The following is a 25452-nucleotide window of genomic DNA, read 5'->3' as shown; positions in this document are numbered from 1 at the left end:
AATCATCTACAAACGAACCTCGCCGGCGAGGATCCGCGCATGGAGAGCCCGATCGAGCGGGCAATAGGCACCCGTCCCGGCGTCCCGCACGTAGAGCGGCTCGTGCACGATCGACGGATCGAAGCCGTCGCGCATCAGCTCCTGCTTCCTCTGCTTGAATGTTTCGGTCGACTGCAGCGACGACGTGATGCGGAGCGCCACCGGCCGCGCATAGGGCGGCAACCGGCAGGCAAGTTCTACGGAGAGGCGATCGAGATCGAAGCTCTCGCCGACGACGAGCGCCGCCATGCCGGCGCGTCCATCGCTGCCCGGCACGACGACCCCATAGGTCGATGCTTCCAACACGCCGGGACATTGCAGGATCGCCTCGTTCACCTCGCTGGTCGCAACGTTCTCGCCCTTCCAGCGGAAGGTGTCGCCGACGCGATCGACGAAATAGAAGAAGCCTTGGTCATCCTGGCGCATCAGGTCGCCGGTGCGGAACCAGGCATCGCCCTTCGCGAAGACGTCGCGCAGGATCTTCCTCTCGGTCTCGCCCGTGTCGGTATAGCCCTCGAAGCGGCCGCCTCCCTGGTCCGCCGTACCGATGCGGCCAATGGCCTCGCCGATCTCGCCGCGCGCGCAGACTAGGCACCGCCCATCGGGTCCGCGCAAGGGTGCGCGCTGGTCGACATCCAGCTTGATGATTTCGGCGGGAAAGCGATGCGCCAGCAGCGACGGCACGCGCCCGATCGATCCCACCCTGCCCTCGACATTGTAGAGTGAGAAGTTGCCTTCGGTCGCGGCATAGAATTCCAGCACCTGGGGAATGACGAAGCGCGCCTGGAACGCCTCCCAGACGTCACCGCGCATTCCGTTGCCGCAGGCGAGCCGCAGCCGATGGGCGCGGTCGAAATCGGATGGCGCGGCGGCCAGCAGGTAGCGGCAGAGCTCGCCGATATATTGCACCAGCGTGCAATCGTGACGAACGATGTCGCGCCAGAAATTGCTCGCCGAGAATTTCTCGGCGAGCACCGCCGCACCGCCGGCGCGCAGCATGCTGCAGGGCGCGACGATGCCGCCGACGGAATGATAGACAGGCAGACAGTCATAGAGGCGATCGTCGGGACCTGCACCGGTGAGGCCGGCAAACCAGCCGCCCCAGTTCATGATGCGGCGATGGCTGATGCTGGCGGCCTTGGGCAGGCCCGTCGTGCCGGAGGTGTAGATCAGCAGCGCGCGGTCGTTGATCGTCACGGCGCGGCGCTCAGTTGCGTCGAGCGCGTGCGTATCCATCGCGGCGACCGCGACGTCGAGATCGCCGCCATCGGCAACCCAGACACGCGGCCCGCCCGCGATCACCGGCGCAACCTCCGTATAGGCTTCGTGGAAGTCCTTGGAGACGATCACATGGACTGGCCGAGCCACATTGATGCAATGCGCGAGCGACGGTCCGATGAGATTGGTGTTGATGAGGGCAACCACGCCGCCGACGCGGCTGACCCCAAGCCAGGCGGCCAGGTAGTCGGGCCGGCTCGGCATCATCAAAGCGACCGTGTGACCAGGCCCGATGCCGTTGGCCAGCGCCCAGCGGGCGTATTGGTTGATGCGCGCAGACAGGGCGGAATAGCCCAGCGTCTCGCGATCGGAGACGAGCGCCGGCCGCTCGGGCTGCTTCGCAGCCCAGTCGTCCACCACGTCGGCGAACAGCCGCGCCGGCTCTGCCTCGATGCGCGAGGTCAGCTCGATCGCCTTCAGCCAGATCTTTGCCGCCGACGGCCTTCGAGGGGACGTGCTGAGTTCCACAGACCGGTCCGCCCGCTCGGAGTTCATGACTGCCCCCACCTCAATCCGGGGCGCTTATAGGCCCACCGGCCTGACCAGCCGTTAACCGGGAGGGTTAACCGGCCGAGAGTGCGTCGCTGTTGATGCGAATGCGATCCTTTACGAAGTTCTCGGAAATGCCGGTTAGCGTACCGCTCCCAGAACATGCCAACGCGAAGGCCGGCATGCCCAAGGACACGATGACACGACGCGCATTGCTGCACTGCGCCGCCTGGAGCAGCGTTGCAGCCATGACTTCGACCACGGCGTTCGCCGGGGAGGATTCGCCCTACCCGACGCACCCTGTCACCTGGGTCATTCCGTTTGCCCCGGGTGGGGCCACCGGCCGGCTGTCGCTCTTGATCTGCGACCGGCTGACCCGCCGACTGGGCCAGCCCTTCGTGCTCGATCACCGGCCGGGTGCGGGCGGCGCGACCGCCACCAAGAACGTCGCGAGCGCCCCGCCGGACGGTTACACGATCCTTGCGACCTCGACCGCCAACGTCATCACGGCCTCGACCGACGGCCCGCCCGGCGCCGACGGCGATCTCATCCCCGTCGCCGGCATGGCGCGCATGCCGCTGCTGCTGTTGGTCAGCCGGCAGCTGCCGGTCAAGACGCTGCCCGAATTCCTGGCCTATGCCAAGGCCAACCCGGGCACGCTCAGCGTCGGCTCCGCCGGCCCCAGCACCGTGCAACTGCTGTCGGCCGAGCTGTTCCGGACCCTCGGCGGCATCACCTGGTCCACCGTGCACTATCGTGGCTCGGGGCCGGCCCTGACCGACCTCGCCTCCGGCCACATCCACGCGATGTTCGACAACGCCGCTTCCGCCGTCGACCTGTTGCGCAGCGGCAAGGTCCGGGCGCTGGCCGTCTCGACCCGCGAGCGCGCCGCCGCCTTCCCCGATCTGCCGCCGGTCGCCGACGTGCTGCCGGCGTTCGAAACCTCCGGCTTCTATGGCGTCGCAGTGCCGCACGGCACGCCGGAAGCCATCGTTGAGCTGCTCAACCGCGAGATCAACGCCGCGCTGTCCGATCCCGACATCAGCAGGCAGTTCGCGGAGGTCGGCGCCACGCCGCTCACCGGCGACGTCGGCGTCTATGCCGCGACCTACCGCGCCGAGATCATGCACTGGCGCAAGCTGGTCCCACAGGTGAGCGCGAAGAACTGACCTCCGCGCCCGGCGACCCGCCTGCCTCAGGCCGCCGCGACGCCCTGCAGCACCAGCCGGTTGAGCCGGGCCGCGAACGCGGCCGGATCCTCCGGCAGTTCGCCGTCGAGAATCTGCGCCTGCTCGAGCAGCAGGAACGACAGGTCGTCGACCTTGGCCTTGTCGGCGGCGGCCTTCGCGACCGCGACGACCAGCGGATGGCGCAGATTGATCTCCAGAATCGGCTTGGTGCGGGCGCCGCGCGCCTGCTGCGACAGGATGCGCTCCAGCTCGCGATCGGGACCATGGCTGCCGGCGACCAGACACGAGGCACTGGTGGTAAGCCGGGTCGAGACCTTCACGTCGGTGACGTGGTCGCCGAGGCTTGCCTTGATCAGCGCGATCGTGTTGGCCTCGTCGGCGGCCGGCTGTGCCTCGTCCTCGGGCTTCGGCTCGGTCACCGGGATCGGATCGAAGTTGATGTCGCCCTGGCTCAGCGACTTCAGTGGCTTGCCGTCGTACTCCAGCCGTGCCGAGGTCCAGAACGCATCGACCGGATCGGTGAGCAGCAGCACCTCGACGCCGCGCGCCTTGGCGGCCTCGAGCCGCGGATTGGACTTCAGCCGCTCGATGCTGTCACCAACCAGGAAATAGATCTCGGTCTGGTTCTCCTTGAGACCCTCGACATATTGCTTCAGCGATCGCCGCTCGCCCGATGTCGTGGTGAAGCGCGACAGCGCCAGCAGCTTGTCGCGGCGCTCGAAATCCTCGTACAGGCCTTCCTTGACGACGGCGCCGAACGAATCCCAGATCTTGTCGAAGTTCTCGGCGTCCTTGTCGGCGAGCTGCTCCAATTCGCTGATCACCCGCGTCGTCACCGCCTTGCGGATCTGGGCGAGCTGCGGATTGTTCTGCAGCATCTCGCGCGACAAATTGAGCGGCAGGTCCTCGCTGTCGATCACGCCGCGGATGAAGCGCAGATAGGCCGGCATCAGGTCGGCGTCGTCGGTGATGAAGACGCGCCGGACATAGAGCTTGACCTTGCCCTTGCGCGCCGGCTCGAACAGGTCGAACGGCTTGGTCGACGGCGCGAACAGCAGCACCGCATAGGAATAGCGGCCCTCGGCGCGGTAGTGCAGCGTCATTGCCGGCTCGTCGAACGCGTGCGCAATCGACTTGTAGGCCTTGCTGTAATCCTCGGACGTCAGCTCGGACTTCGAGCGCTGCCATAGGGCGCTGGCGGAGTTGATCTGGCGCGGCTCGCCCTCCTCCGGCACCAGCATGATCGGGAACTGGATGTTGTCGGAATAGGCGGTGACGATGCGCTCGATCTCATAAGCTTCGAGATACTTCCTGGCGTCGTCCTTGAGGTGCAACACGATCTCCGTGCCGCGCGCCACCCGCTTGGCGTCCTCCTCGGACGCGGGTGCGACCTCGAAGCCGGCGCCGCCGGAGGAGGTCCAGGTCCAGACGTCGTTCTCGCCGGCGCGCCGGCTGATGACGACGATGCGGTCGGCGACCATGAAGGCCGAGTAGAAGCCGACGCCGAACTGGCCGATCAGGCCGGTGCCGTCCTTGGCCTCGGCCAGCTTCTGCACGAACGCCTTGGTGCCGGAGCGGGCGATGGTGCCGAGATGGTCGATCAGTTCCTGGCGCTCCATGCCGATGCCGCTGTCGGCGATGGTCAGCGTATCCGCCGCCTTGTTCGGAATGATGCGGATCTGCGGCGGCTCGCCCTCGCCGATCAGGTCGGGCCTGGCGATCGCCTCGTAACGCAGCTTGTCACAGGCGTCGGAGGCGTTCGAAATCAGCTCGCGCAAGAAAATGTCGGTCTCGGAATAGACCGAATGCACCATCAGATGGAGCAGCTCGGAGACTTCGGCCTGGAAGGAATGGCTAACGGTCGCGGTGTCGGTCATCGTCGTGCGTTGGCCCATGCTATCAAGGGTGGAGAGAGACCGTCGATATAGCGCGGCGGCGGCACCGATCAAGCCTTCCGACCGGGGGGATCACCGGCCGATCGTTCGGCGGCCGCGAGCAGCTTGTCGATGACCGCGTCCAGGGTGGCGATCTCGGCGGCCGAAAGCACGCTCAGCAGATCGGCCTCGCGCGCCAGCGCATGGGGCACGATTCTGCGGTACAGCGCCCTGCCGGCGGCCGTCAGCGCTACGATCCGCTCCCGTCCATCCGCGAGATCGCGGCTGCGGCTGACGATGCCGCGTGCCTCCAGGCTCTGCATGGCGCGGCTGACGTTCATCTTGTCGAGCGTCGTCAGCCGGCCAATCTCCTTGGTCGGCAACCGCGGCTGCTCGCCGAGCGCCGCCAGGATCCGCCATTCCTGGCGCGACAGCGCGAAGCGGTCGGCATAGACCTCCGCCACCGCCAGCGACACCTGTTCGGCGAGCCGGGCCAGCCGGTAGGGAAAATAGCGCTGCAGCCGGAGCTCGCGCTCCGTGGCCGCTTCGCCTTGCTTGCGGTCGCGAATGTCGGTGACCGGCTTTGTCATTGCGTCCTCTGCCCCTCGTTCCTTCCAACGATCCCGGCGACCTCGATCCGATCCTGATCCGGTTGATCTGGATCAAAGCCAAACGATCGTATCATTCGTTACTATTCTGCCAACAACGATCATGGGAGGACAATCATGCAGATCGAGAAGATCCATCACGTCGCCTATCGCTGCGTCGACGCCAAGGCCACCGTCGAGTTCTACAAGAAGGTCCTCAACATGGACCTGCTCGGCGCCATCGCCGAGGACAAGGTGCCCTCCACCAAGGCGCCCGATCCGTACATGCACATCTTCCTGGATGCGGGAAACGGTAATATCCTCGCCTTCTTCGAGCTGCCGAACTCGCCGCCGATGGGACGCGATCCCAACACCCCGGAATGGACCCAGCACATCGCCTTCCAGGTCAAGGACATGGAGGAGCTCGAGGAAGCGAAGGCACGCGCGGAGGCCGCCGGCCTCGACGTCGTCGGGATCACCGACCACACCATCTTCAAGTCGATCTATTTCCACGATCCGAGCGGCCACCGGCTGGAGATCGCGGCCTGGACCGCGACGCCCGACCAGATCGCACGGATGAAGTCGGTCGCCCACGCCATGGTGGACGAATGGGCGACCACCAAGAAGCCGCCGCGGCACACCGCCTGGATGCACGAGAAGGAATTCGCAGGCAGCGACTGAGCGATTGCTCGTCCCGACAGTCCCGACCGCAACGCGCCAGGCGAGGCAGCCATGAGCAACTATGTCTATCCGCGATTTCCCTATGTCTGCTCGGCGGAGCAGCGCAGCGGCGAGACCCGCCGCCATCCGATCGTCGTGATCGGCGCCGGGCCGATCGGCCTGACGGCGGCGCTCGATCTCGCCGCCCGCGGCCAGCCCGTCGTCGTGCTCGATGACAACGATACCGTCAGCATCGGCTCCCGCGCCGTGTGCTACGCCAAACGCCCGCTCGAGATCTGGGATCGGCTCGGTTGCGCCGCGCCGATGGTCGAGAAGGGCGTCAGTTGGAACATCGGCAAGGTCTTCTTCCGCGACCAGCTCTCTTATCAATTCGATTTGCTGCCCGAGCCCGACCATCGCTGGCCGGCAATGATCAACCTGCAACAATACTATCTCGAGGAGATTCTGGTCGATGCCTGCAACAGGACTCCGCTGATCGATCTGCGCTGGAAGCATCGGCTGGTCAGCCTCAAGCAGACCGACGACTTCGCGCAGCTCGCGGTGGAGACGCCGGACGGCATCTTCACCATGGAGGCGCAATGGGTGATCGCCTGCGACGGCGCCAATTCTGACACCCGGCGCATGGTCGGCGCTGAGTTCAAGGGCCAGTTCTTCCAGGACCGCTTTTTGATCGCCGATGTCAGGATGAAGGCGGAGTATCCGACCGAGCGCTGGTTCTGGTTCGATCCGCCGTTCCATCCGGGACAGTCGGTGCTGCTGCATCGCCAGTCCGACAACATCTGGCGCATCGACTTCCAGCTCGGCTGGGACGCCAATCCGGACGAAGAGAAAAAGCCCGAGCGCGTGATCCCACGCATCCGGGCGATGCTCGGCGAGACCACCGAATTCGAGCTGGAATGGGTGTCGATCTATCAGTTCGCCTGCCGCCGGATCGACAATTTCCGTCACGGCCGCGTCCTCTTCGCCGGCGACGCGGCGCACCAGGTGTCGCCGTTCGGCGCCCGCGGCGCCAACACCGGCGTGCAGGACATCGACAACCTCGCCTGGAAGCTGGCGCTGGTGCTGCGCGGCGAGGCGCCGGAGAGCCTGATCGACAGCTATCACGAGGAGCGCGCCTTTGCCGCCGACGACAATATCCTGAACTCGACACGGGCAACCGACTTCATCACGCCGAAGACGCAAGCTAGCCGCCTTTATCGCGACGCCGTGCTCGACCTCGCACAGAACCACAGCTTTGCGCGGCCGCTGGTCAACAGCGGCCGGCTGTCGACGCCGACACCCTATGTCGCGTCGTTGCTGAACACGCCTGACGGCGGGAGCGTCCCCGGGGCGATGACGCCTGGCACCAATGCCGCCGATGCGCCGGTGACGATCGCGGGACAGCCCGGCTGGTTGCTGAACTGCCTCGGCTCGGGCTTCACGGTGGTCACCTTCGACAACGCCGTCACGGCCGAGCAGCTCAGCATCGACGGCATCACGGCGCGGGTGATCGTCGTCGGCCGCGACATCGCTGATGCCAAGAGCCTGCTCGCGGCACGATACGGTGCCTCGCCCGGCACGACCTATCTGTTCCGTCCCGATCAATATGTCACCGCCCGCTGGCCGCAGTTCGACGAGAACGCGATCACGGACGCGGTCCGGCGCGCCTGCGGCAGGCGCGGCGCGGTCCAGCAGGAGCTTGCGGCATGAGCCTGACCCTCACCCCGAATATCAGCGATCCCGACGACTTCTATGCCGAGCTGATCGGCGGCCAGCGCGACCTCAGCGAGGACGAAGCCCTGCGCATGAACGCCAGGTTGGTGCTGCTGCTCGCCAACCATATCGGTGACCGCGCGATCCTGAGCGAGGCGATCCGGCTGGCGAGGTCGCCCGCCGGCTGATGCAGGCCGCGACACGCCACATCGGCAGCCGGCTTTGATCCGGATCAAAGCCGTTTCTCCGCATTTTGCGGCAGACAGAGAGACCAGCCTGCGAGTCGTGCGCCGGCACAGAGTCCGCTCGCTTGCGCACATTGCGGCTCCCGATCCGCTCCCGGTCGGTTTCATTGTGACAACATCATAATGTCACGCCACCTTCACTGAAGGCCTCTACGTCTTCGCCTCGTTCCACAACGGCACGGGGATTCGCATGTCGCGCTACTACAAGACGCTGCAGACGCAGCGCTTCGACGACTATCGCTACTATCATCAGAGCCGGATCAATCAGACGCTGCACCTGATCAGCGCCGTGATCTTCCTCGTGTGCTATGCGCTGCTGTTCAAGGATCCGGCGATGGCCGGCCTGGTCGGCTGGCTCGCGATGCTGACGCGGCAGACCGGGCACTTCTTCTTCGAACCGAACGGCTATGACCACGTCAACGGCGTCAGCAACGACTACAAGGAGGCGGTCAAGGTCGGCTACAATCAGACTCGCAAGATCGTGCTGCTGACGGTGTGGGGCCTGGTGCCGGTGGCGCTGTTCGCGTTTCCGACGCTGTTCGGCCTGTTCGCCGAGCCGGCCGGCCGGATGGACTTCGTCCGCCACGTCGGCCTGCTCTGGCTTGCGGTCGGCATCGGCGGCGGTATGTTTCGCGTCATCCAGCTGTTTGCAATGCAGGATGTCTCGACGGGCCTGATCTGGGCCTTCAAGGTGCTGACCGACCCGTTCCACAACATCGCGCTGTATTGGAAGTCGCCGCTGGCGCTGCTGCGCGGCGAGCTCATCGATCCGACCATCAAGGACGCCTCGCATTGGGGCGCCGCCGAGGACGAGGCCGAAGAAGCTGCGCATCTCACCTGATCGCGAGTTCCCGCCGCCGGCCGGTCCTGCGGCGGGAGTTCTCGAACAGAGGGGCTGCAACAACATGGAACAACTCTCCTGCTACGCCGTTGCGGCCTCAGTGCTGGCGGCCTTCAGGAGCTCCCCATGTGTGACTACAGCCTCCATACTGTTGCTTCCCGCGATGCCAAAACTGCCGACGTGCTGGTCTCCTGTCGATTTCCCGGCACGGAGACCCGCGGCTTCTGCACCAAGGACGACCCGTTGACCGCCGTGTGCCTGCGGCCGGGCACGGAGCTCGCCTTCGAAGACGATGTCCGCATCAAGGGCTTCTTCTTCCGCCGCAAGGTCGGCGCCCATCTCGCCCGCTTCCGCCAGGTCGACACCAACAAGCCGACCGAACATCACGATGCGCTCGAATTCTCCAATGGCCGAATCGTCAAGGTCACCGACCTCGCCGCCGGCCAGCGCGCCCGCGTGCTGCAGATGCCGGCCGATCCGGCCGCCAAGCGCACGACGGCGCCGCTCACGATCGAGCTGCGCGCCACGCAGCTCTGAAGGCTTCGACATTGACTTCGACATGGACGATGTCGGCGCCGCGGCGCTGGCGTCGCCCATGGCCAATCGAAATGCTCGGCTCATCGAACGCGATGCGTTGCGGGAGTGAGGTCTTGCTGCGGATATCATCGACATGCGTCGTCGCGTTCCCGCGGCCCGTCGGACCCGAGTGATGCGGCAGTCGTCCCTCTGAAAATGAGAGGGCGCGGGGAAGGCTGGGTGCTGACCGCGGCCCATGGCCCGCCTGCAACAAGAAAAGCAGGCGGCAGTTACCACAGGTCGGGCCTGACAACCGGCCTCCCCCGCGCGATCGGTTTTAACGGTGTCCTTCGTGCTCTCCCTGGGGATCGGCGTTCTTGCCCCCATCGCCCGCGCGAGCCGTCACAGCATCGGCAGCGGACTTGACCTCAGCGTCGAGAGGCCAGGACCACACGACTTCGCCGTCCGCGCCGGACTGCGCTCGTCTGGCACAGCCGTCACGTCCATCGCAGCCCACCTCCACGTTCGTGACGACGCGTACGTCCCTCTGCACGAGGCGGGATGGGAGGAGATAAGCATTATTTCGGAAAAATAGCAAGAGCAATTTCGCGAAATCCGCAAGCGCCCCCCCCTCGAGCAGGGGCGGTGCGCTCCCCTTCCCCTTGCGGGGAGGGGAGCGCACGACGGGGCCGGCGCAGAAGGCGGAGGCTCGGGAAGCGCAGTCCGACGAATGCCTGGTTCAATCCGGCAGGTTCGTGAACCGCGGCCGCCAGACGCCGAGGATGACGTTCACGGTGGCGACGCCGAGCATGACCCAGATCGCGCCTTGCTCGGTGCCGAAGTTGGGCTGCAGCGTCGCCGGATCGATCTGGCCGGCGACGGCGCGCGCGGCCTCGTCGGCCGCTTCCTGCATCGGTCCCTGTACGGCGGCAAAGCCCCATTCGAAGACGAGGATAGCGAGCTTGGCGAGCGCCCAGCCGGCGCTCTCCGGCCTCAGGACGGTGAGGCCGTCCGCGGAGCAGGCTCCGGCTTCTGCACCGCCGTGGTGCCGGTGCCGCCCTGCCCGACGCGGAACAGTTGGATGTAGCTGCCGAGATAGAGCGGTGTGAGGCCGGCGACCGGCTGCTCAGGGAGCGGCGGGTCGAGCAGCAGAACGGCATCGAAGTGCGACCGCCAGCCGGCCAGATAGCGCGCGAGCTGCAACACGTCGGCCGACGGCGTGTCCGGCTGCAGCCAGCGCCACGCGGCGGGCTCGGCCAGCGGCTGCGCAAGGCGCGCGAAAGAGGGACGGACCGCCACGGGCTGCTGGCTCGGATGGGCGAACATCAGCGGCCAGAACGCCCGTCGCTCGATCACGAGCAGCGCCGCCATATGGGAATCGACATAGCGGAATCCGGGCAGGATCCGCTCGCGCCGGCTGGAGACGGGCTGCTCATGGCCATGCGCGGCGATGACGCGCGCGCCGGGCTGCACATGCGCGATCGCCGCGCGCAGTTCGGCGAGGTCGACCCTGTGATCGATCCATGCCGATGCGATGTCCACGGTACGAATCAGCGTCAGGCCCGCGAGGACGATGCCGACGAGCGCCGCCTTCCTGCCGGACACGACCGGCTGCAGGCCGGCGAACAGCAGCAGGCCGCACATCGCGGCAAAGCGCATATCGATGAACGTTCCGCCCAGCGCGCTCCATGGCGCCGCGACGAAGGCGACGAACAGCGCCGCCAGCGCCAGCGGCATGCCCGGCGCGACGACGATCTGGCGCCGGACGAGGATCAACACCGACAGCACCGCGACGGTCGTTATGACCGTCAGCTCGGCACTGGTGGTCAGGAACGGCGTCATGATGCGCCACAGCTTCGGCGGTCCGATCCAGGCGCCGAGTTGCAGCCCGCCCTCACCCAGCGGACAGAGCCCGTAGAGCAGCACGGCCGGGCTGAGCGTGATGCCGAGCGCGCAGGCGACGACCACCAGCTCCCGTGCAAGGCCGGGCGACCGGCGCAGCCGCCACAGCCGATCGGCCTCTCCAGCGCCGATCAGGACCGCGAAGAACAGCAGGCCGAAGATGTGGCAGAGGAAGGCGGCCGCCGCGGCGATGGCTCCCCACGCGATCGCGGGCAGCCAGCCGCGACGGCGCAGCGCCACCCAGCCGGCGGCGCCGCCGAGCGCGAGACCAAGCGAGAGCTGGAAATTCATGAAGCCGAGCAGGAAGACGCCGTCATAGGCGATGATGCCGGCCGCCAGCGGCCACAACGACAAGCGGCCGAACACCGCGCGGTGATAGGCGATCACGCCAAAGAGCGGCGCGAACAGGCTGAGCGCGAGCAGGATGCGGCCGCCGACATGAACGTCGGTGAAGCGCAGCAGCGCCACGCCGATCACATCCATGCCGAGATTGGGCAGGACGCGCCAGTTCGGCGCGTACATCTGCGACAGCACGGGATCGTCGGGATGCGCCAGCACGAACAGGCGCGCGAGGTGGTTCGGATAGTCGAGCACCGGCGGCACATCGACCAGCAGGAACGGCAGCGCGAGCACGATGGCGAGCACGAGCGCCAGCACGGCCCAGAGCCGCTGCATGTGGCTGGCGGTGGACGCGAACGCCGGATCGTGCAGACCCGGGAGAGTATCTGAATGCAGGATGAGGCCGGCCGGCGCGATGGCGCCGGTCATCGACGAGCACGATTGCGAACGCATTGAGGTACCCCACTCCGCCCGGGATACTTCGATACCATCCGACCAAAGACTGCAAGACGCTCAAATACAACCTTATGGTTGTGCCTAATGCCCCGTTACTTTACGGGGGTTCGTGGAACCAGCGGCTCAGGCGATCGCCTGGAGATAACGCCGCACCGAGCGATCGAACGCCGCCTTCGCATCGTCGCCGATGTTCTTCTGCCACCACGCGCCGTAGATGCGGTCGAAGGCGAGCGGCGCGACCGCATCGGCGATGCGGCGCACGGCGGCGGCGCCGAGCGGGATGTAGTTCGGATAGGAGTACATGAAGCTGACGTGGCGGCGATCCATCGCCACCATCGCGATGTCACCGGTCAACAGCGCGCCCTTGCCACCGGCACCTTTGCGCCAATGCAGGATGGTGGCGCCGGCGAAATGCCCGCCGGTCCGCAGCAGCACGACGTCATCCGAGATGGCGAGGCGATCGCCCGTCCATGGCACGATGGCCGGATGCGGCCGGGTGACGAAGGCGCGGTCGTCGCCATGGAGATAGACCGGCGCGTTGCCGAATGCCTCGCTCCAATCGGCGACCGCGCCATAGTAGTGCGGATGCGACACCGCGATGGCCTTCAGGCCGCCCAATGAGCGGACGCGGGCAATGGCTGCCTCCGTCGCCAAGGGAATGCAGTCCCACATCACGCAGCCGTCCGGCTCGGGAACGAGCAGCGCGCGCTGGCCGATCGCAAAGCTGGGATCCAAAGCGAGGCCGGTCAGGCCGTCATCCTCGCGCCAGATGACCTGATGCCGGCCAGCAAGGTCGTCGCGGCTGAGGAAGCTCTGTCCCTTCCAGTTCACATATTGCCGCTCGTCCTCGCAGACGACGCAATGGCCGGGCGGCGCCTTCGTATCGGGAAACTGCGCGCCGCATTGAAAGCAGGTCCAGAGAGGCATGGATCACCGGTCGTCGAGATGGGATTGCGGAGGATAGCACGCGGACCATCCCGGAACACCGTCGCGCGCGGCTTCGTGATTGCCTAGTGTCGCCGGACGCCCGACAGGAGTTCTCGACATGCCGACCACGCTGCGCCGCGCCTACGTTCACCGCCTGCCGATGCGCAGCCCGGACGATGTCGGCGCGCTCGAGGCCGGAATCGCGCAAGGCGCCATCGATCCCGCCGGCATCGTCGCCATTCTCGGCAAGACCGAGGGCAATGGCTGCGTCAACGACTTCACCCGCGCCTTCGCCGTGCGCTCGCTGGAGGCGCTGCTCGGCCGATATCTCGCGGCCGACGCCGTGCGGCAGATCGCGATGGTGATGTCCGGCGGCACCGAGGGCGCGCTGTCGCCGCACATGATCGTGTTCGAGGCACGCGACGGCGGCGACGCCGTGGCGCCGCGCGCTTTCCCGGCATCGCTGGCGCTCGGGCGCGCGCGCACGGCGGCGCTGGCGGGCGAGCATCTCGGCCGCATGCCGCAGGTCGAGCTCGTGGCGGCCGGCGTGCGCGCGGCGATGGCTGACGCCGGCATCAGCGATCCCGCCGACGTCCATTACGTGCAGGTGAAATGCCCGCTGCTGACGATGGAGCGGATCGAGGCGGTGGAGGCGCGGGGAGAGCGCACCGCCGTGCGCGATACGCTGAAGTCGATGGGCTTTTCCCGCGGCGCCTCGGCGCTCGGTGTCGCCGTCGCGCTCGGCGAGGTCGCCGCTGCCGATCTCTCCGATGCGACGATCTGCACGGATGTCTCGCGCTACAGCGAGCGCGCGGCGACATCGGGCGGCGTCGAGCTGCTCGACCACGAGATCATGGTCGCCGGCATGTCGGCCAAGTGGAGCGGGCCGCTGGCGATCGATCATGCGGTCATGGGCGATGCCATCGACATCGAGCCGGCGCGGCAGGCGCTCGCCCGACTCGGCCTGAACGTGCCGGGCCAGGTGCCGGCCGCCGATCGCAGCCGCATCGCCGCGGTGCTCGCCAAGGCGGAGGCGGCGCAGAGCGGCCGGCTGCGCGGCCAGCGGCATACCATGCTGGATGACAGTGACGTCTCCTCGACCCGCCACGCCCGCGCCTTCGTCGGCGGCGCGCTGGCCGGGCTGTTCGGCTTCACCGACCTGTTCGTCTCGGGCGGCGCCGAGCATCAGGGCCCCGACGGCGGCGGGCCGGTCGCGATCATCGCCGAGCGCCGCTGATCTCACGGTCGACACCGCTGCAGACGCCGGCCCCCGGCCTGAAGGTCTACGCTCGGAACCTCACCGCTCCATTGCGACACCTTGCTACCGCGGCAACGTGCCGTTCACCCAGGTCGCTCCGGGCCACGCATTCGACCTGATCACCACGGCGAAGTTCCGAGCCGCGGACGCGTCCCGATCAGGAAACAGATTCGCCAGATTCCCGCCGCATCTCGCGACGCGGCGGGGAGCAGCTCGAACCGAAGATCGACCGAAGTGATCGTCAAGCGAACGATCCACCTCGCGAGACGACGTGAAAGACCACCAATTCTCTCATCAGCAATTGAATGATGGAGATCGATTCAACCAGGAGGTTTCAACTGTTGCTATGGGGCGACAATCTGCGAACAACTCTCATTCTTAGAAATGGATGGAAACTTTTCGCATTCCGGCCACCGGCGGAACCAGCTTTGGGCCGCTTTCCCCCGCTTCTTGACTTGCATTCGCAACAAGCGCGCGCCGGTTGCGGGCGTTCAAACGAACCCAAGTCAAAGTTTTGCGTAACGAATGGGGTGGTCGAGTATGGGTAAGGCAATCTTTCCAAGGAGCTTGCGAGGGGCAAGCGGGCACGAGTGGGATCCATCTCCCGAGATTTCCGGTGTGAAAGTCTCGGCGGTCGCGAGCCTGATCGCGGTTGCCTCGTTCTCCAGTGCCGAAGCCCAGCAGGCGCCGCTGCCGTCCGTCAACGTCGAAGCCCCGGTGGCGCGCCCCAAGCCGGCCGCCTCGCGCCCGACCGCGGACCAGGTCCGCGCCCGCGACGCAATGCGCCGCGCCGCCCGCCAGCAACAGCAGCAGCAGGCCGCGGCGCCGAAGAGCAATCTGCCGCCCGACCGCAACCCCTATTCCAGCCCCGCCTCCGACTACAAGGGCGAGCGGCTGCAGGCCTCCGGCAAGTTTCCGGAGAAGCTGCTCAACACGCCGAAGACCGTCACCGTCCTGAGCAAGGAGATCCTGGCGGACAAGAACTCCACCAGCCTCAAATCCGCGGTGCTCTCCACCGCCGGCGTGACGCTCGGCACCGGCGAAGGCGGCAACGCGTTCGGCGACCGCTTCTTCATCCGCGGCTTCGACGCCCGCAACGACGTCTTCATCGACGGCGTGCGTGACGCCGGCGTCTCCGTGCGCGAGAACTTCTTCACCGAGCAGGTCGAGATCCTGCGCGGCCCGGCGTCGTCATTCGCCGGCCGCGGCACCACCGGCGGCGCGATCAACATCGTGACCAAGCAGGCCACGACCGAGAACAGCTTCTACAACATGGACACCACGCTCGGCACCGACAGGACCAAGCGCGTGGTGATCGACGTCAACCAGAAGATCACGCCGACCTTCGCTGCCCGCGTCGGCGGCTTGTTCCAGGATGCCGGCGTTGCCGGCCGCGACTACGTCACCGACAACCGCAACGGCGGCTTCATCGCCACCAAGTGGACGCCGCTCGACACCGTCACCCTGTCCGCCAACTACATCCACAACGAGGTGACCGGCCGTCCGGACTTCGGCGTGCCGTATTATCGGCCGAGCACGCTCACCGCCGGCGCGCCGTTCCCCGAGGTCGGCTCGCCGCGCAACGCCTGGTACGGCTTCGTCAACCGCGACTTCTCGCGTGTCGGACAGGACATCGGCTCGTTCAATGCCGAGGTGAAGGTCACGCCCGACCTGACGATCTCCGACAAGGTCCGGGTGTCGCGCTCGACCTTGAACTACATCGGCACGCTGCCGGAAGGCCCGACCAACATCAATCCGCCGTCCGGCGCGCTCATCAGGGCCAACCCGCAGAGCCGCTTCCAGCAGACGGACGTGCTCGCCAACCAGCTCGAGGCGACCTACAAGTTCGACACCGGCAACTTCAGGCACACCGTGCTCGCCGGCCTCGAGGTCTCGCAGGAAAAGGCGCGCATCAACAGCTACACCGGCCTGACCTCCGAGCAGCAGGGCCTGGCGTTCGCGGGCAGCGGTTCGCTCTCGGGCGTGAGCGTGTTCAACCCGCAGTTCACCAACCTGCCGTTCGGCATTCCGTCGTTGGGGCAATTCCCGACCAACGTGAAGATCGACTCGGCGAGCGTCTACGCCCTCGACAGCGTCAACTACCGCGATCTCGTCATCCTCAACGGCGGCGTGCGCTACGACAAATACGACGTCCGGGTCGACGGCTTCGGCACCGTCAACGGCGTCGCCAACACGCCGGGCTCGACGGCGGCCTCCAGCGGCATGCCGAACTTCAACGTCGGCATGACATTGAAGCCGGTGCCCTACGCCAGCTTCTATGCGGCCTACGCCACCTCGTCGAATCCGGTCGGCGCGGAGTTCGACGGCCTCAGCCCGCAATATGGCGGCCTGTCGGCGGTCACCAATGGCGGCGCAAACCAGATCTTCGGGCCCGAGAAGAACACCTCGATCGAGATCGGCACCAAATGGGAGCTGCTCGACGGTCGCCTGCTGGTCACGGGAGCGCTGTTCCAGACCGAGAAGGAGAACGCCCGCGAGTCGCGCAACATCACCAGCGCCGCGCAGGCCACCGCGGACTGCCCGTATCCGGCAGGCACCATCGGCTCCGTGCCGTGTCTCTCGGCCGGTGCCGCCTACCGCATCCGCGGCATCGACCTGCAGGCGGGAGGCAAGCTGACCGACAAATGGAGCATCTTCGGCGGCATCGTGCTGATGCAGTCGGAGGTGACGAAGTCGAACATCCCGCCGGCCAACACCGCGCTGTTCACCAGCAATGTCGGCCTGCAGCTAGCCAACACCGCGCACCAGTCGTTCAGCCTGCTGACGAAGTACCAGATCAACGACACCTGGGAGATCGGCGGCCAGGCGGTGTACCGCTCGAAGATCTTCGGCGGCACTTGGCTGGCGGCGAACCAGGGCACGGAGTTGCCGAGCTACTGGCGTTTCGATGCGTTCGCGGAAGCCAAGCTCGACAAGAACTGGACGGCGAAGGTGTTTGTTGCCAACATCTTCGACAAGCTCTACTACGACGCTCTCTATCAGAGTGCCACGCCGTTCGTGCTCGTCGGTCCGGGACGAAGCGCATCGATCGTCCTGTCCGGACGGTTCTGATCGCAGACCACCCAGCCGGGGGCACACATCAATTGATGAGTTCATGCTGATCTGTGTCCCCGGAATTCTGAGCAAAGACGATGTGGCGGAGTTTCGCCGCATCATGGACTCCAGCGACTGGGAGGACGGCCGCTCGACGGCCGGCGCCCAGTCGGCCATGGTCAAGCGCAACGAGCAGCTGCCGCCCGACAGCGAGGTGGCGCGCAAGCTCGGCCACCGCATCATTTCGGCGATGACCGCCAATCCGCGCTTTCTCGCCGCCGCCATCCCGCAGCAGATCTTCCCGCCGCTGTTCAACCGCTACAGCGCGGAGTCGGGTCATCATTTCGGCATCCACGTCGACAACGCCGTGCGCGGCGACAAGCTCACGGGCCTGCGCGTCCGCACCGACCTCTCGGTCACGCTGTATCTCTCCGAGCCGGAGGATTACGACGGCGGCGAGCTGGTGATTGAGGATCTCTACGGCTCGCACGAGGTGAAGCTGCCGGCCGGCGACCTCGTGCTGTATCCCTCCTCGAGCCTGCACATGGTCACCCCGGTGACGCGCGGCGTCCGCGTCGCCTCGTTCTTCTGGCTGCAGAGCATGATCCGCGATCCCCTCGCGCGCAGCATGATCTTCGATCTCGATACGACGATCCAGGGATTGTCGCAGCGGATGGGGCGCGACGATCCGGAAATGGTGCGGCTGACCGGCCTCTATCACAACCTGATCCGCTACTGGGCCGAGAACTAGAGGTTCTCCTTCGATCGCAACGATCTGGTTGAGTTCGATCGTTTACGAGCCGGGTTGCACGCGATGCAGCCCGGCTCATTCGTTTTGGTGATGATCCCATCGTTCAGGCGCTTTCCCCAGCGCTCGCGACAGACCGCCATCCGTGCTCACATGCAGTCGGCTGGTCCGTTTCTCGGAGCTGTCGATCCATGTCTTTGACCGCTGGCGGATCGTCGTTGGCGAGCTCTGCGATTTTCCGTGGCGGTGAGCGCGTGCGCTTCGCGAGCCCCCATCGCGACCGCGATGGCCGTTGATCACGACGTGATCAGGGGCGTGCGGCGCGTGCTTCTTGAACGACGCCGATCTCATCGGCATTCTGATTCGGACATCGACGCCCTCAAGCTCCTTTCGGACGGCATCCCGTCCCGAAAGCCGCGCGGCATGCCCTCGTACCAGCCGAACAGGATCATCACGGCGGTTCCGACTAATTAGAATCGATGGAAGACCGAACGGAGGCAATTGCGTGACGCGCGGCCGCATCGGCGGCGTCATGCACGGCTAGCTCCGTCTCGCATCAGGACTTTCAGGGAGTTAGGACGTCACGTGCGGCATCGACGGCCGATGAACAGGCCGCACGATTCGATTTTTCATTTGGCATCGCACTCACCGGAGTGACTGCCGACCTTGATGTTCCCGCTTTGAGTCAACGGGCCGTCTCAAAACAGCCGGGTTACGACTAGAAACATTACAGAGAAGATAACTACCAAGGGGTATGCAGCAACATGTTCAGGATCGTTCTTCATGTAGGAGCGGTGATCGCAGCCGTTTCGGCCGGCGCCATGGCGCATGCCGAGCAGCCGGCCACATCGCCGAGACCTGGCCAGGCTGCAACCGCCCCGCAGACCACAGCACCAAATCCGGCGAATGCGACCGGAGCGAAATCCGTTCAGCCTCTGGCTACAGCGGCCGCCACGCAGGCGCCTGCCGTTGCGCCCGTCAACGCCGCCGCGGCCAGCGCGCCGGCTCCCGTTGCGCACGCAGCTCAAACTCAGAGCGCGGCGCCGAAGCCAGTGACCATCGGACAGGCGCAGACGGCCCCCGCTGTTGCCCAGCCCGCGCCGCAGACGGCCGCGCCTGCTCCCACGGCAACGGCTCCGGCCACCGGCGGCGCCGCCACGGCGGCCGCACCGGCACCGGCTGTCACCACGCCGCAGGCTGCCGCAACGAGCCAGGCGCCGGCAGCCGCAACGAACGACGCCCAGCCGTCGACCGCTGCCGAAACCGTTACTGACGCGTCGGTGGGCGACAAGGCGAAGGATCAGGCAGAGAAGCCGACGCAAGGCGGTGCGCAGGCGGCATCACACGTGCCGCACGATCTGTCGCCATGGTCGATGTTCCTGGCCGCCGACATTCTCGTGAAGTCGGTGATGATGGGGCTGGCGCTCGCCTCGCTTGCGACCTGGACCGTCTTCATCGCCAAGACCATCGAGTTCTCCATCCTGCGCCGGAAGCTGAGCAGCGCGCTGCGCAAGGTCGACGACGTACGCTGGCTGTCGGAAGCCAAGCTCGCGCTGGGATCACGCCAGAACGTGCTGACAGCACTGATCGATGCCGCCATGCACGAGATCAGGATGTCGTCCGAACTGCCGTCTCACGGCGTCAACGAGCGCGCGGCGTCGAGTTTCTCCGAGATCGTGCGTGCCGAAGGCCGGCGTTGCCGGACCGGCATGGGCCTGCTCGCCACGATCGGCTCGATCTCGCCCTTCGTCGGCCTGTTCGGCACGGTCTGGGGCATCATGAACAGCTTCATCGGCATCTCGAAGTCGCAGACCACGAACCTCGCCGTGGTCGCGCCCGGCATCGCCGAGGCGCTGCTCGCGACCGCCATCGGCCTCGTCGCCGCGATCCCGGCAGTAATCATCTACAATCACTTCACGCGGGTGACGAAGGGCTACATGGAGCTCGTCAACCGGTCCTCCGGCGCCACCGCCCGCATGCTGTCGCGCGATCTCGACCGCGGCCAGAGCCACCACAGCCATCACGGCGAGCGCTTCGAGCCGATCCACGTCCACTCCGCGCCTCCGATGGCGCTCGCAGCGGAGTAGGTCATGGCCGTTTCTCTGTCTGAAGGTGATGGTGACGACGATCTCGGCGAGACCAGCGACATCAACGTCACCCCGTTCATCGACGTGATCCTGGTGCTGCTGATCATCTTCATGGTCGCGGCACCGCTCTCCACGGTCGACGTGCCGGTCGATCTTCCGACCTCGACCGCCACGCCGCAGAAAAAGCCGGACAAGCCGATCTATGTCAGCATCAAGCCGGATCTGACGCTGTTCGTCGGCGAGGAGCAGGTGAAGCGCGCGAGCCTGGTCAGCACGCTCGAGCACATTCCCGAGGCCGCCAAGGACAAGTTCATCTTCCTGCGCGCCGACCGCGGCGTGGCCTATGGCGAGCTGATGGACGTGATGGAGCTGCTGCGGACCGGCGGCTATCCGAAGATCAAGCTCGTGACTGTCGAAGGCGTCTCACAGGCCGCCGCCCAGGCTGCACATTGAAACCAGTGAAACGACGGAAGTGAAGAATGGTCGAACACAAGTATCAAGGAGCGTCGCGCCGCTTGTGGATCTCAGCCGCGATTGGCGCCGTGATGTTGCACGGTGGCGGCGCCGCACTCGCGGTCGTCCATCTCAGCGGCAATGATGCGGAAGGTGGCCTCGGCGCCGCCGGCGCTGAATTCGCGCTCGAGATGGCCTCGCCCCAGGTCGAGGACAACGATCTTCCGCCGGGCCCCGACAGCGACGCGGCCGAAGCTGCGCCGGAGCAGATGCAGCAGACCGCCGAAGTCCAGGAGTCCGACGCCGTCAAGGACAAGCCGACCGAGACCGAGGAAGAGGCCGATCGGGTCGTCACGCAGAACGACCCCAAGAAGCCGGAGAAGGAGGAACAGCAGCAGGCGACCCAGCAGGCCGAGGCGTCGGTCGCGTCTGCCGCGCAGGAAGAATCGGCCCGCAAGGCGCTGGACGAGGCCGCGCCGCCGGCGGAGACGGCCAAGGCCCCCAATCCGGGAATGGGCAAGGACAAGCAGAAGCTGACCAACGATTGGGGTCGCAAGATCAGCGCCTATTTCGAGCTGCACAAGCGCTATCCGGAAGGCAAGAAGCACAATGGCACGGTCAAGGTCGCGCTGGTGCTGAGCCGGGCCGGCAAGGTGGTGTCTGCGTCCGTCATGCAGTCGTGCGGCGACTCGATGTTCGACGATGCCGCACTTGCGATGATCCGCCGCTCCGACCCGGTGCCCGCGCCGCCGTCCGGACTGACGGACGATCAGTTCAGCTTCAGCCTCGACGTGAACTTCAATCAGAAGAAGTAGTCGTGGCCGAACTGACGCGCAGATCCGGACTTGGCAGCGCTCACCTCGTGGGCGCTGCATTTCGTTTTGGAGACTGGAGCCAGCCACTCCCGCCGCGCGTCCACCCGTCGCTGGGTGGCTATACTACATGGCGAAGCCAGCGCGAAACTCCAGCTTCCAGGCTTGCGGCCCTGCCCCGGAATGACTGTGGCCGCGTCACGACAGCAGGCGTGATCTCCAGGCACGCGCTCAGAAGACCGCAGATGCCGCGCGCGGGCGCCTGCCGGGCAGCCGATCAGTACTGTACCCGCGCGCCGACCTGCACCACGGTCGCCGATAGATTGTTTTCGCGGAAGTTGGAGCGCGTCTCCTCGCGCCGGACGCTGGCCCTGAGCTGCAGCAGGCGTGAGAACTTGTAGAGCATGCCGAGCTCGACCAGGTAGCGGTCGTCGACCCGCGTCGTGCCCGTGAAGGCGTCCTGACCAAAGCCGGCGAGGAAGGTGCCGATCAGCCACGGCTCGAACTGGTGCTCGACGCCGACCGTGACGTCGCGCTTGAGCACGCCGGAGATTCCGGGCTCGGTGATCTCCACGACCTGCGACTTGGCGCCGAACATCACCGCCGTCTCCTTGGCATACTGCCAGGTCAGGTTGGCGTCGGCGATGAAGCCGTTGACCGGTTTCAACATCGGATCCTGATAGCGGCGCGTGAGATAACCCACCGCAACGTCGCCGGTCAGCTTGTCGGCATAGTTGAAGGTCACGCCCGCCTCGACCGCGGTGCCGGTGGAGTCGCGGCGAAAGCCCTCGGCATCGACCGCGATGTCGTGAACGCGGCGGTCGACGGCGACGTCGACGAAGGGCCGGATCTCCGGGGTCAGGTTGTAGGTCACGCGGCTCTGCGAGCCGTATTGGACGAAGTTGCGATCGGCGTTGCTGACGATCTGGCCGTCCATCAGCGGCGCGTTCTGGAAGGCGACACGGTCGATGGCGGCCTTGGTCGAGATTTCGACCTCCTCGAACCGCTTGGTGACGCCGGCCGAGCCGCCGACGGTGGAGGCCAGCGGAATCTTGGCGAACCGGCCGGCGAAGCGCGGCGTGCCGGGATCATCGGCATCGACGGCAACGTGCCCCTCGCCGTTGAGCGCAAACGTATCGGTGATGTCGTAGCGTCCATTCACCTTGGCGTCGACGGTAGGCCTGCTGAGCTGCCGGAGCTTCGCATAGTCGATGTAGCCGACGCGCACATCGGCGTTGAGCAGATGCCGCTCGAACTGAGAGCGCACGAGCAGGACCGGCGCAACGCTGACGAACGCCGAGCCCTTGCCTTGTGGTACACGGCCGGGATTGCTGTCGAAGCCTGACGACATTTCGAACGCAGGCTTCAGGATGAAGTTTCCCACCGTGATGCCCTTGGGCTCATAGGGGTCCTCCTCCATCATCGGCGGCTGCGCCGGCGGCTCCTGCGGCTTCTGCCCCTTGTTCACCGGCGGCAGCCGCATCTTCGGCTTATCGGCCAGAACGGGCGGAATCGGCTGCGCATCCTGTCGCGGAATTGGCGGCAGGTTGCGCGGCAGCACGCCACGGGTGGCCGGCGGCGGACTGACGGCGAAGGCCAGCGCATCCAGACAGCGATTGGGGACGTTCGTCGTCGACAGCCGGCCGGGCGTCGACAAGCAGCCGCCAACCAGGAGGCCGGCGGACGGAGCACCGAAAAAGCCGTTTCGAACCGGAGCCAGACGCGGCGCCGGTTCGCGGCGCGCGGCCTGAGGGAGCGCGCCCGCGCCGGCATCGATCGGAGACCGGGGCCGCGGCGGTGCAGCCCCATCCACCTGCGTTGCCGCCTTGGGCTCCGGCTCGACGCCGCCAGGCGAAACGATCACCTGCGGAATGACCAGCGGTCCATTGCCATTCGCGGGCCGCGCCGGCTGGCGGCGGCGGTTCGGCACGACCACCACCGGCCCACCCTCGGCGGCCCCGGGATCTGCATAGGCTCTGACCTGGCTCCCCGGAACGACGGTCTGACCGTAGGACGGCGCGGCTCCAAACAGCGTCACGAGCAGCACGGTGATCGCAACCGACTCCTCCTGGCACCATGAGACGTCGCGACCGATGCCACGTCTGGAAGCGACCGTCTCTCGTGCTGCCCGTTCCAAAAAGCCTCGTCTCCGTCGAGTTCGGCAACCTGCGAAGCGCCCCCCCGCGGCGTGACACGTTCCGGCATCACGGCGCCGCGGGGGCCGAAGGCCGGATCACTCGATGATCAGCGTGCCCTTGTTGCCCTGATGGAAGTCGTCGAAGAATTCGTAGCGTCCCGGCTTCTGCGCCTTGACCTTCACGACGCCTTCCATGTTCGGCTTGATCACCGTCTCGAACTCCAGGGGCTCGCTCTCGAACTCGACCGGCGCGCCATCCAGATTCTTGACCTTGAACACGATCGGCGTGTCGGCCGGCGCCTTCATCTCCGTCGGCTGAAACTTGTTGTCCTTGACCGATATCTCGATCGTGGTCTCCGCCGCGCCCGCCGGAAGCGCGAGCGCCGCGATCAACAGCGCGGCGGCTCCTGCTGCCTGTACCTTCCCAAAGAGATTCATGGTGTATGTCCCTGTCCCGAATTCACCCGAATGTGCCGGACGGCTTCCAGACGCTCGCCTGTTTCGACGAGTCTCCGACACTTCATAGAACGACTATAAAGTCCCGAATGCGGCAATTTGCCGTGTCCAAATTTGACAACATCGTTGTGTGCGACAAAGCGCGCGACTTTATTAGTTGCGTAGCGTCGCGGCGCCGCGCAGATGCATCGGCTTGAGCATCGCCGACGCGCGGCACCGAATGACAGCGACGAAAATCAGCGGTTTCTGCGGTCGAGAGCAGCATGATCGCCTTGGTTCGCATCGCGGCTGTGCTGATATGAGACACGACAGGTCATGCAGCGTCGTCGCACACCCCGCGAACCACACGAGACTCACGATCGACCGCGCGCGCTGCGCGCAGCACATGCATGATCCTCATGCGCCGGCTCGTCGAGGCGACTGCGAGCGAGATACACGCATAGGAACGCGCTCGCGCTGGTCCCGCGCGGCATGGACCGAAATGTGCGCGTGCCTCCATCCAGCTCGAGCCGTGCGCGGACAAGCCTTGCGCGCACCAGAAATGAAATCAGACGCGAGCCCGCCCGCCCATATCGGCGGCGAGCGCACACGACCGATGCCCGCCGCCTCACCTGCCGACCCCCAGCCGCTTGTCGTGAATGCTGAGGGACCGCGGCATGCGTGCGGGCTTCGCGGCGCCAGGCGTCGGATTCACGCGCAGGGGCGGCAGATCGGGCACGACGGATACGTGCTCCTCGTTCGCCATCGGCTCGGACTCCGGGTTCTGCCGTGCGACGCTGCGCGCCGCCGCCGCACGCACGATTCCGGGCACGCGCTTGCGTCCCGTGACCATCGCGCGCATCAGGTTCTCCCGCTGCAGCACGCTCATCCACACCGTGCCGAGCACATGCACGGCGATCAGGGCGATGATGGCATTGGACGACAGCGCATGCGCCTGTTCGATCCAGCCGACGCCGAAGAACCGGACCGAGACCTGCATGACGCCGCTGATGGTCGAGACGATCAGAAGCGCGAGCATCACGACCAGCATCGCGGCGCCTGCCGGGTTCAGCCCGAGATAGCGTCCCGTCTCTCCGCGCAGCATGCCCACGATGTATTGAGGCGCCGCCCGCAGCTTGAGGCTGATCCGCGCGAACAGCGAATGGCGGCTGCCGATCAATCCCCAGATCAGCCTGAAGGCGAGCAGACCGATGACGGCGTAGCCCGCCAGCCGATGCAGGCGGTCGAACGTGTTGGGCGTGACGCAGGCGACGAGCACGAAGGCCGCGAGCGACCAGTGCCAGACGCGCAGCGGAAAATCCCAGACCGCCACGGTCCCCGAACTTGAGTTCGCCGGCGTCTCGGAGGAGACGCTCCGCTGCGCCCGGCCTGCGTCACGCATGACCATCAGA

The 25452-nt window shown here is 66.2% G+C and carries 21 protein-coding genes; 12 read left to right on the top strand and 9 right to left on the bottom strand.

The features are described 5' to 3' along the window. Positions 1 to 6: 6 nt before the first annotated feature. Positions 7 to 1812, bottom strand: coding sequence for a long-chain-acyl-CoA synthetase (locus tag QX070_RS08425; protein ID WP_315736430.1), 1806 nt, complete (start codon positions 1810 to 1812; stop codon positions 7 to 9). A gap of 176 nt (positions 1813 to 1988) precedes the next feature. Here QX070_RS08425 and QX070_RS08420 point away from each other — a divergent pair, with 176 nt between their 5' ends. Continuing rightward, complete coding sequence (locus tag QX070_RS08420) at positions 1989 to 2975, top strand: tripartite tricarboxylate transporter substrate binding protein (RefSeq protein ID WP_315736429.1); 987 nt, start codon at positions 1989 to 1991, stop codon at positions 2973 to 2975. A gap of 26 nt (positions 2976 to 3001) precedes the next feature. Here the strand turns inward: QX070_RS08420 and htpG are convergent, their stop codons facing one another. Next, the gene (gene htpG, locus QX070_RS08415) at positions 3002 to 4873 is read right to left on the bottom strand and encodes a molecular chaperone HtpG (RefSeq protein ID WP_315736428.1); all 1872 of its coding nucleotides are present in this window, start codon (positions 4871 to 4873) and stop codon (positions 3002 to 3004) included. Between the two features lie 68 nt (positions 4874 to 4941). Beyond that, positions 4942 to 5460, bottom strand: coding sequence for a MarR family winged helix-turn-helix transcriptional regulator (locus QX070_RS08410; RefSeq protein WP_315736427.1), 519 nt, complete (start codon positions 5458 to 5460; stop codon positions 4942 to 4944). A gap of 135 nt (positions 5461 to 5595) precedes the next feature. Between QX070_RS08410 and QX070_RS08405 the strand changes: the two genes are divergently transcribed. The 5 genes from QX070_RS08405 (at position 5596) to QX070_RS08385 (ending at position 9453) form a co-directional block, all read left to right on the top strand. After that, the gene (locus tag QX070_RS08405; RefSeq protein ID WP_315736426.1) at positions 5596 to 6138 is read left to right on the top strand and encodes a VOC family protein; all 543 of its coding nucleotides are present in this window, start codon (positions 5596 to 5598) and stop codon (positions 6136 to 6138) included. 51 nt (positions 6139 to 6189) lie between these two features. Further along, the gene (locus tag QX070_RS08400) at positions 6190 to 7827 is read left to right on the top strand and encodes an FAD-dependent oxidoreductase (RefSeq protein WP_315736425.1); all 1638 of its coding nucleotides are present in this window, start codon (positions 6190 to 6192) and stop codon (positions 7825 to 7827) included. Next, entirely contained in the window at positions 7824 to 8018 is a 195-nt protein-coding gene (locus QX070_RS08395) for a DUF2783 domain-containing protein (protein ID WP_315736424.1), read from the top strand. The genes QX070_RS08400 and QX070_RS08395 overlap by 4 nt, the downstream gene beginning before the upstream one ends. 247 nt (positions 8019 to 8265) lie before the next feature. Continuing rightward, a complete protein-coding gene (locus QX070_RS08390) occupies positions 8266 to 8916 on the top strand; it encodes an Mpo1-like protein (RefSeq protein ID WP_315736423.1) in 651 nt (216 codons plus the stop codon). Positions 8917 to 9042: 126 nt separating this feature from the next. After that, on the top strand, positions 9043 to 9453 hold the full coding sequence (locus QX070_RS08385) for a hypothetical protein (RefSeq protein ID WP_315736422.1): 411 nt from the start codon (positions 9043 to 9045) through the stop codon (positions 9451 to 9453). Between the two features lie 718 nt (positions 9454 to 10171). On the opposite strand, the gene QX070_RS08380 is transcribed toward QX070_RS08385, so the two are convergent. The 3 genes from QX070_RS08380 to QX070_RS08370 all read right to left on the bottom strand — a co-directional run bounded on the left by QX070_RS08380 (position 10172) and on the right by QX070_RS08370 (position 13056). Next, positions 10172 to 10345: a hypothetical protein gene (locus QX070_RS08380; RefSeq protein WP_315736421.1), complete on the bottom strand. Its 174-nt coding sequence runs from the start codon at positions 10343 to 10345 to the stop codon at positions 10172 to 10174. Positions 10346 to 10425: 80 nt separating this feature from the next. Then, a complete protein-coding gene (locus tag QX070_RS08375) occupies positions 10426 to 12126 on the bottom strand; it encodes a hypothetical protein (protein ID WP_315736420.1) in 1701 nt (566 codons plus the stop codon). A gap of 126 nt (positions 12127 to 12252) precedes the next feature. Then, positions 12253 to 13056 (bottom strand): MBL fold metallo-hydrolase, encoded by an 804-nt coding sequence (locus QX070_RS08370; protein WP_315736419.1) that lies wholly within the window; start codon positions 13054 to 13056, stop codon positions 12253 to 12255. 118 nt (positions 13057 to 13174) lie between these two features. Between QX070_RS08370 and QX070_RS08365 the strand changes: the two genes are divergently transcribed. The 6 genes from QX070_RS08365 to QX070_RS08340 all read left to right on the top strand — a co-directional run bounded on the left by QX070_RS08365 (position 13175) and on the right by QX070_RS08340 (position 21471). Continuing rightward, a complete protein-coding gene (locus QX070_RS08365) occupies positions 13175 to 14293 on the top strand; it encodes a ring-opening amidohydrolase (protein ID WP_315736418.1) in 1119 nt (372 codons plus the stop codon). Positions 14294 to 14854: 561 nt separating this feature from the next. Then, positions 14855 to 17386, top strand: coding sequence for a TonB-dependent receptor (locus QX070_RS08360; RefSeq protein WP_315736417.1), 2532 nt, complete (start codon positions 14855 to 14857; stop codon positions 17384 to 17386). A gap of 43 nt (positions 17387 to 17429) precedes the next feature. Then, entirely contained in the window at positions 17430 to 18119 is a 690-nt protein-coding gene (locus QX070_RS08355; RefSeq protein ID WP_315736416.1) for a Fe2+-dependent dioxygenase, read from the top strand. A gap of 1049 nt (positions 18120 to 19168) precedes the next feature. After that, a complete protein-coding gene (gene exbB, locus QX070_RS08350; RefSeq protein ID WP_315736415.1) occupies positions 19169 to 20203 on the top strand; it encodes a tonB-system energizer ExbB in 1035 nt (344 codons plus the stop codon). 3 nt (positions 20204 to 20206) lie between these two features. Continuing rightward, a complete protein-coding gene (gene exbD, locus QX070_RS08345; RefSeq protein WP_315736414.1) occupies positions 20207 to 20656 on the top strand; it encodes a TonB system transport protein ExbD in 450 nt (149 codons plus the stop codon). 26 nt (positions 20657 to 20682) lie between these two features. After that, positions 20683 to 21471, top strand: coding sequence for a TonB family protein (locus tag QX070_RS08340; protein WP_315736413.1), 789 nt, complete (start codon positions 20683 to 20685; stop codon positions 21469 to 21471). A 274-nt stretch (positions 21472 to 21745) separates the two neighbouring features. On the opposite strand, the gene QX070_RS08335 is transcribed toward QX070_RS08340, so the two are convergent. From QX070_RS08335 to QX070_RS08325, 3 genes are all read right to left on the bottom strand, one after another. Further along, positions 21746 to 23605, bottom strand: a complete 1860-nt coding sequence (locus QX070_RS08335; protein ID WP_315736412.1) for an outer membrane beta-barrel protein — start codon at positions 23603 to 23605, stop codon at positions 21746 to 21748. Between the two features lie 96 nt (positions 23606 to 23701). Further along, a complete protein-coding gene (locus tag QX070_RS08330) occupies positions 23702 to 24043 on the bottom strand; it encodes a cupredoxin domain-containing protein (protein ID WP_315736411.1) in 342 nt (113 codons plus the stop codon). A gap of 625 nt (positions 24044 to 24668) precedes the next feature. Then, entirely contained in the window at positions 24669 to 25442 is a 774-nt protein-coding gene (locus QX070_RS08325; RefSeq protein ID WP_315737050.1) for a cytochrome b/b6 domain-containing protein, read from the bottom strand. Between the last annotated feature and the right edge of the window lie 10 nt (positions 25443 to 25452).

The organism is Bradyrhizobium sp. SZCCHNR1093 (assembly GCF_032381175.1).
Classification (GTDB): domain Bacteria; phylum Pseudomonadota; class Alphaproteobacteria; order Rhizobiales; family Xanthobacteraceae; genus Bradyrhizobium.
The sequence above is the reverse complement of the archived record's forward strand: the minus strand, read 5'-3'. Positions and strand labels throughout refer to the sequence as shown.

Bases quoted from the DNA above. Each gene is read 5' to 3' on its own strand.
- QX070_RS08425 (WP_315736430.1), bottom strand. From the start codon at position 1,812: ATGAACTCCGAGCGGGCGGACCGGTCTGTGGAACTCAGCACGTCCCCT.
- QX070_RS08420 (WP_315736429.1), top strand. From the start codon at position 1,989: ATGCCCAAGGACACGATGACACGACGCGCATTGCTGCACTGCGCCGCC.
- htpG (WP_315736428.1), bottom strand. From the start codon at position 4,873: ATGACCGACACCGCGACCGTTAGCCATTCCTTCCAGGCCGAAGTCTCC.
- QX070_RS08410 (WP_315736427.1), bottom strand. From the start codon at position 5,460: ATGACAAAGCCGGTCACCGACATTCGCGACCGCAAGCAAGGCGAAGCG.
- QX070_RS08405 (WP_315736426.1), top strand. From the start codon at position 5,596: ATGCAGATCGAGAAGATCCATCACGTCGCCTATCGCTGCGTCGACGCC.
- QX070_RS08400 (WP_315736425.1), top strand. From the start codon at position 6,190: ATGAGCAACTATGTCTATCCGCGATTTCCCTATGTCTGCTCGGCGGAG.
- QX070_RS08395 (WP_315736424.1), top strand. From the start codon at position 7,824: ATGAGCCTGACCCTCACCCCGAATATCAGCGATCCCGACGACTTCTAT.
- QX070_RS08390 (WP_315736423.1), top strand. From the start codon at position 8,266: ATGTCGCGCTACTACAAGACGCTGCAGACGCAGCGCTTCGACGACTAT.
- QX070_RS08385 (WP_315736422.1), top strand. From the start codon at position 9,043: ATGTGTGACTACAGCCTCCATACTGTTGCTTCCCGCGATGCCAAAACT.
- QX070_RS08380 (WP_315736421.1), bottom strand. From the start codon at position 10,345: ATGCAGGAAGCGGCCGACGAGGCCGCGCGCGCCGTCGCCGGCCAGATC.
- QX070_RS08375 (WP_315736420.1), bottom strand. From the start codon at position 12,126: ATGCGTTCGCAATCGTGCTCGTCGATGACCGGCGCCATCGCGCCGGCC.
- QX070_RS08370 (WP_315736419.1), bottom strand. From the start codon at position 13,056: ATGCCTCTCTGGACCTGCTTTCAATGCGGCGCGCAGTTTCCCGATACG.
- QX070_RS08365 (WP_315736418.1), top strand. From the start codon at position 13,175: ATGCCGACCACGCTGCGCCGCGCCTACGTTCACCGCCTGCCGATGCGC.
- QX070_RS08360 (WP_315736417.1), top strand. From the start codon at position 14,855: ATGGGTAAGGCAATCTTTCCAAGGAGCTTGCGAGGGGCAAGCGGGCAC.
- QX070_RS08355 (WP_315736416.1), top strand. From the start codon at position 17,430: ATGCTGATCTGTGTCCCCGGAATTCTGAGCAAAGACGATGTGGCGGAG.
- exbD (WP_315736414.1), top strand. From the start codon at position 20,207: ATGGCCGTTTCTCTGTCTGAAGGTGATGGTGACGACGATCTCGGCGAG.
- QX070_RS08340 (WP_315736413.1), top strand. From the start codon at position 20,683: ATGGTCGAACACAAGTATCAAGGAGCGTCGCGCCGCTTGTGGATCTCA.
- QX070_RS08330 (WP_315736411.1), bottom strand. From the start codon at position 24,043: ATGAATCTCTTTGGGAAGGTACAGGCAGCAGGAGCCGCCGCGCTGTTG.
- QX070_RS08325 (WP_315737050.1), bottom strand. From the start codon at position 25,442: ATGCGTGACGCAGGCCGGGCGCAGCGGAGCGTCTCCTCCGAGACGCCG.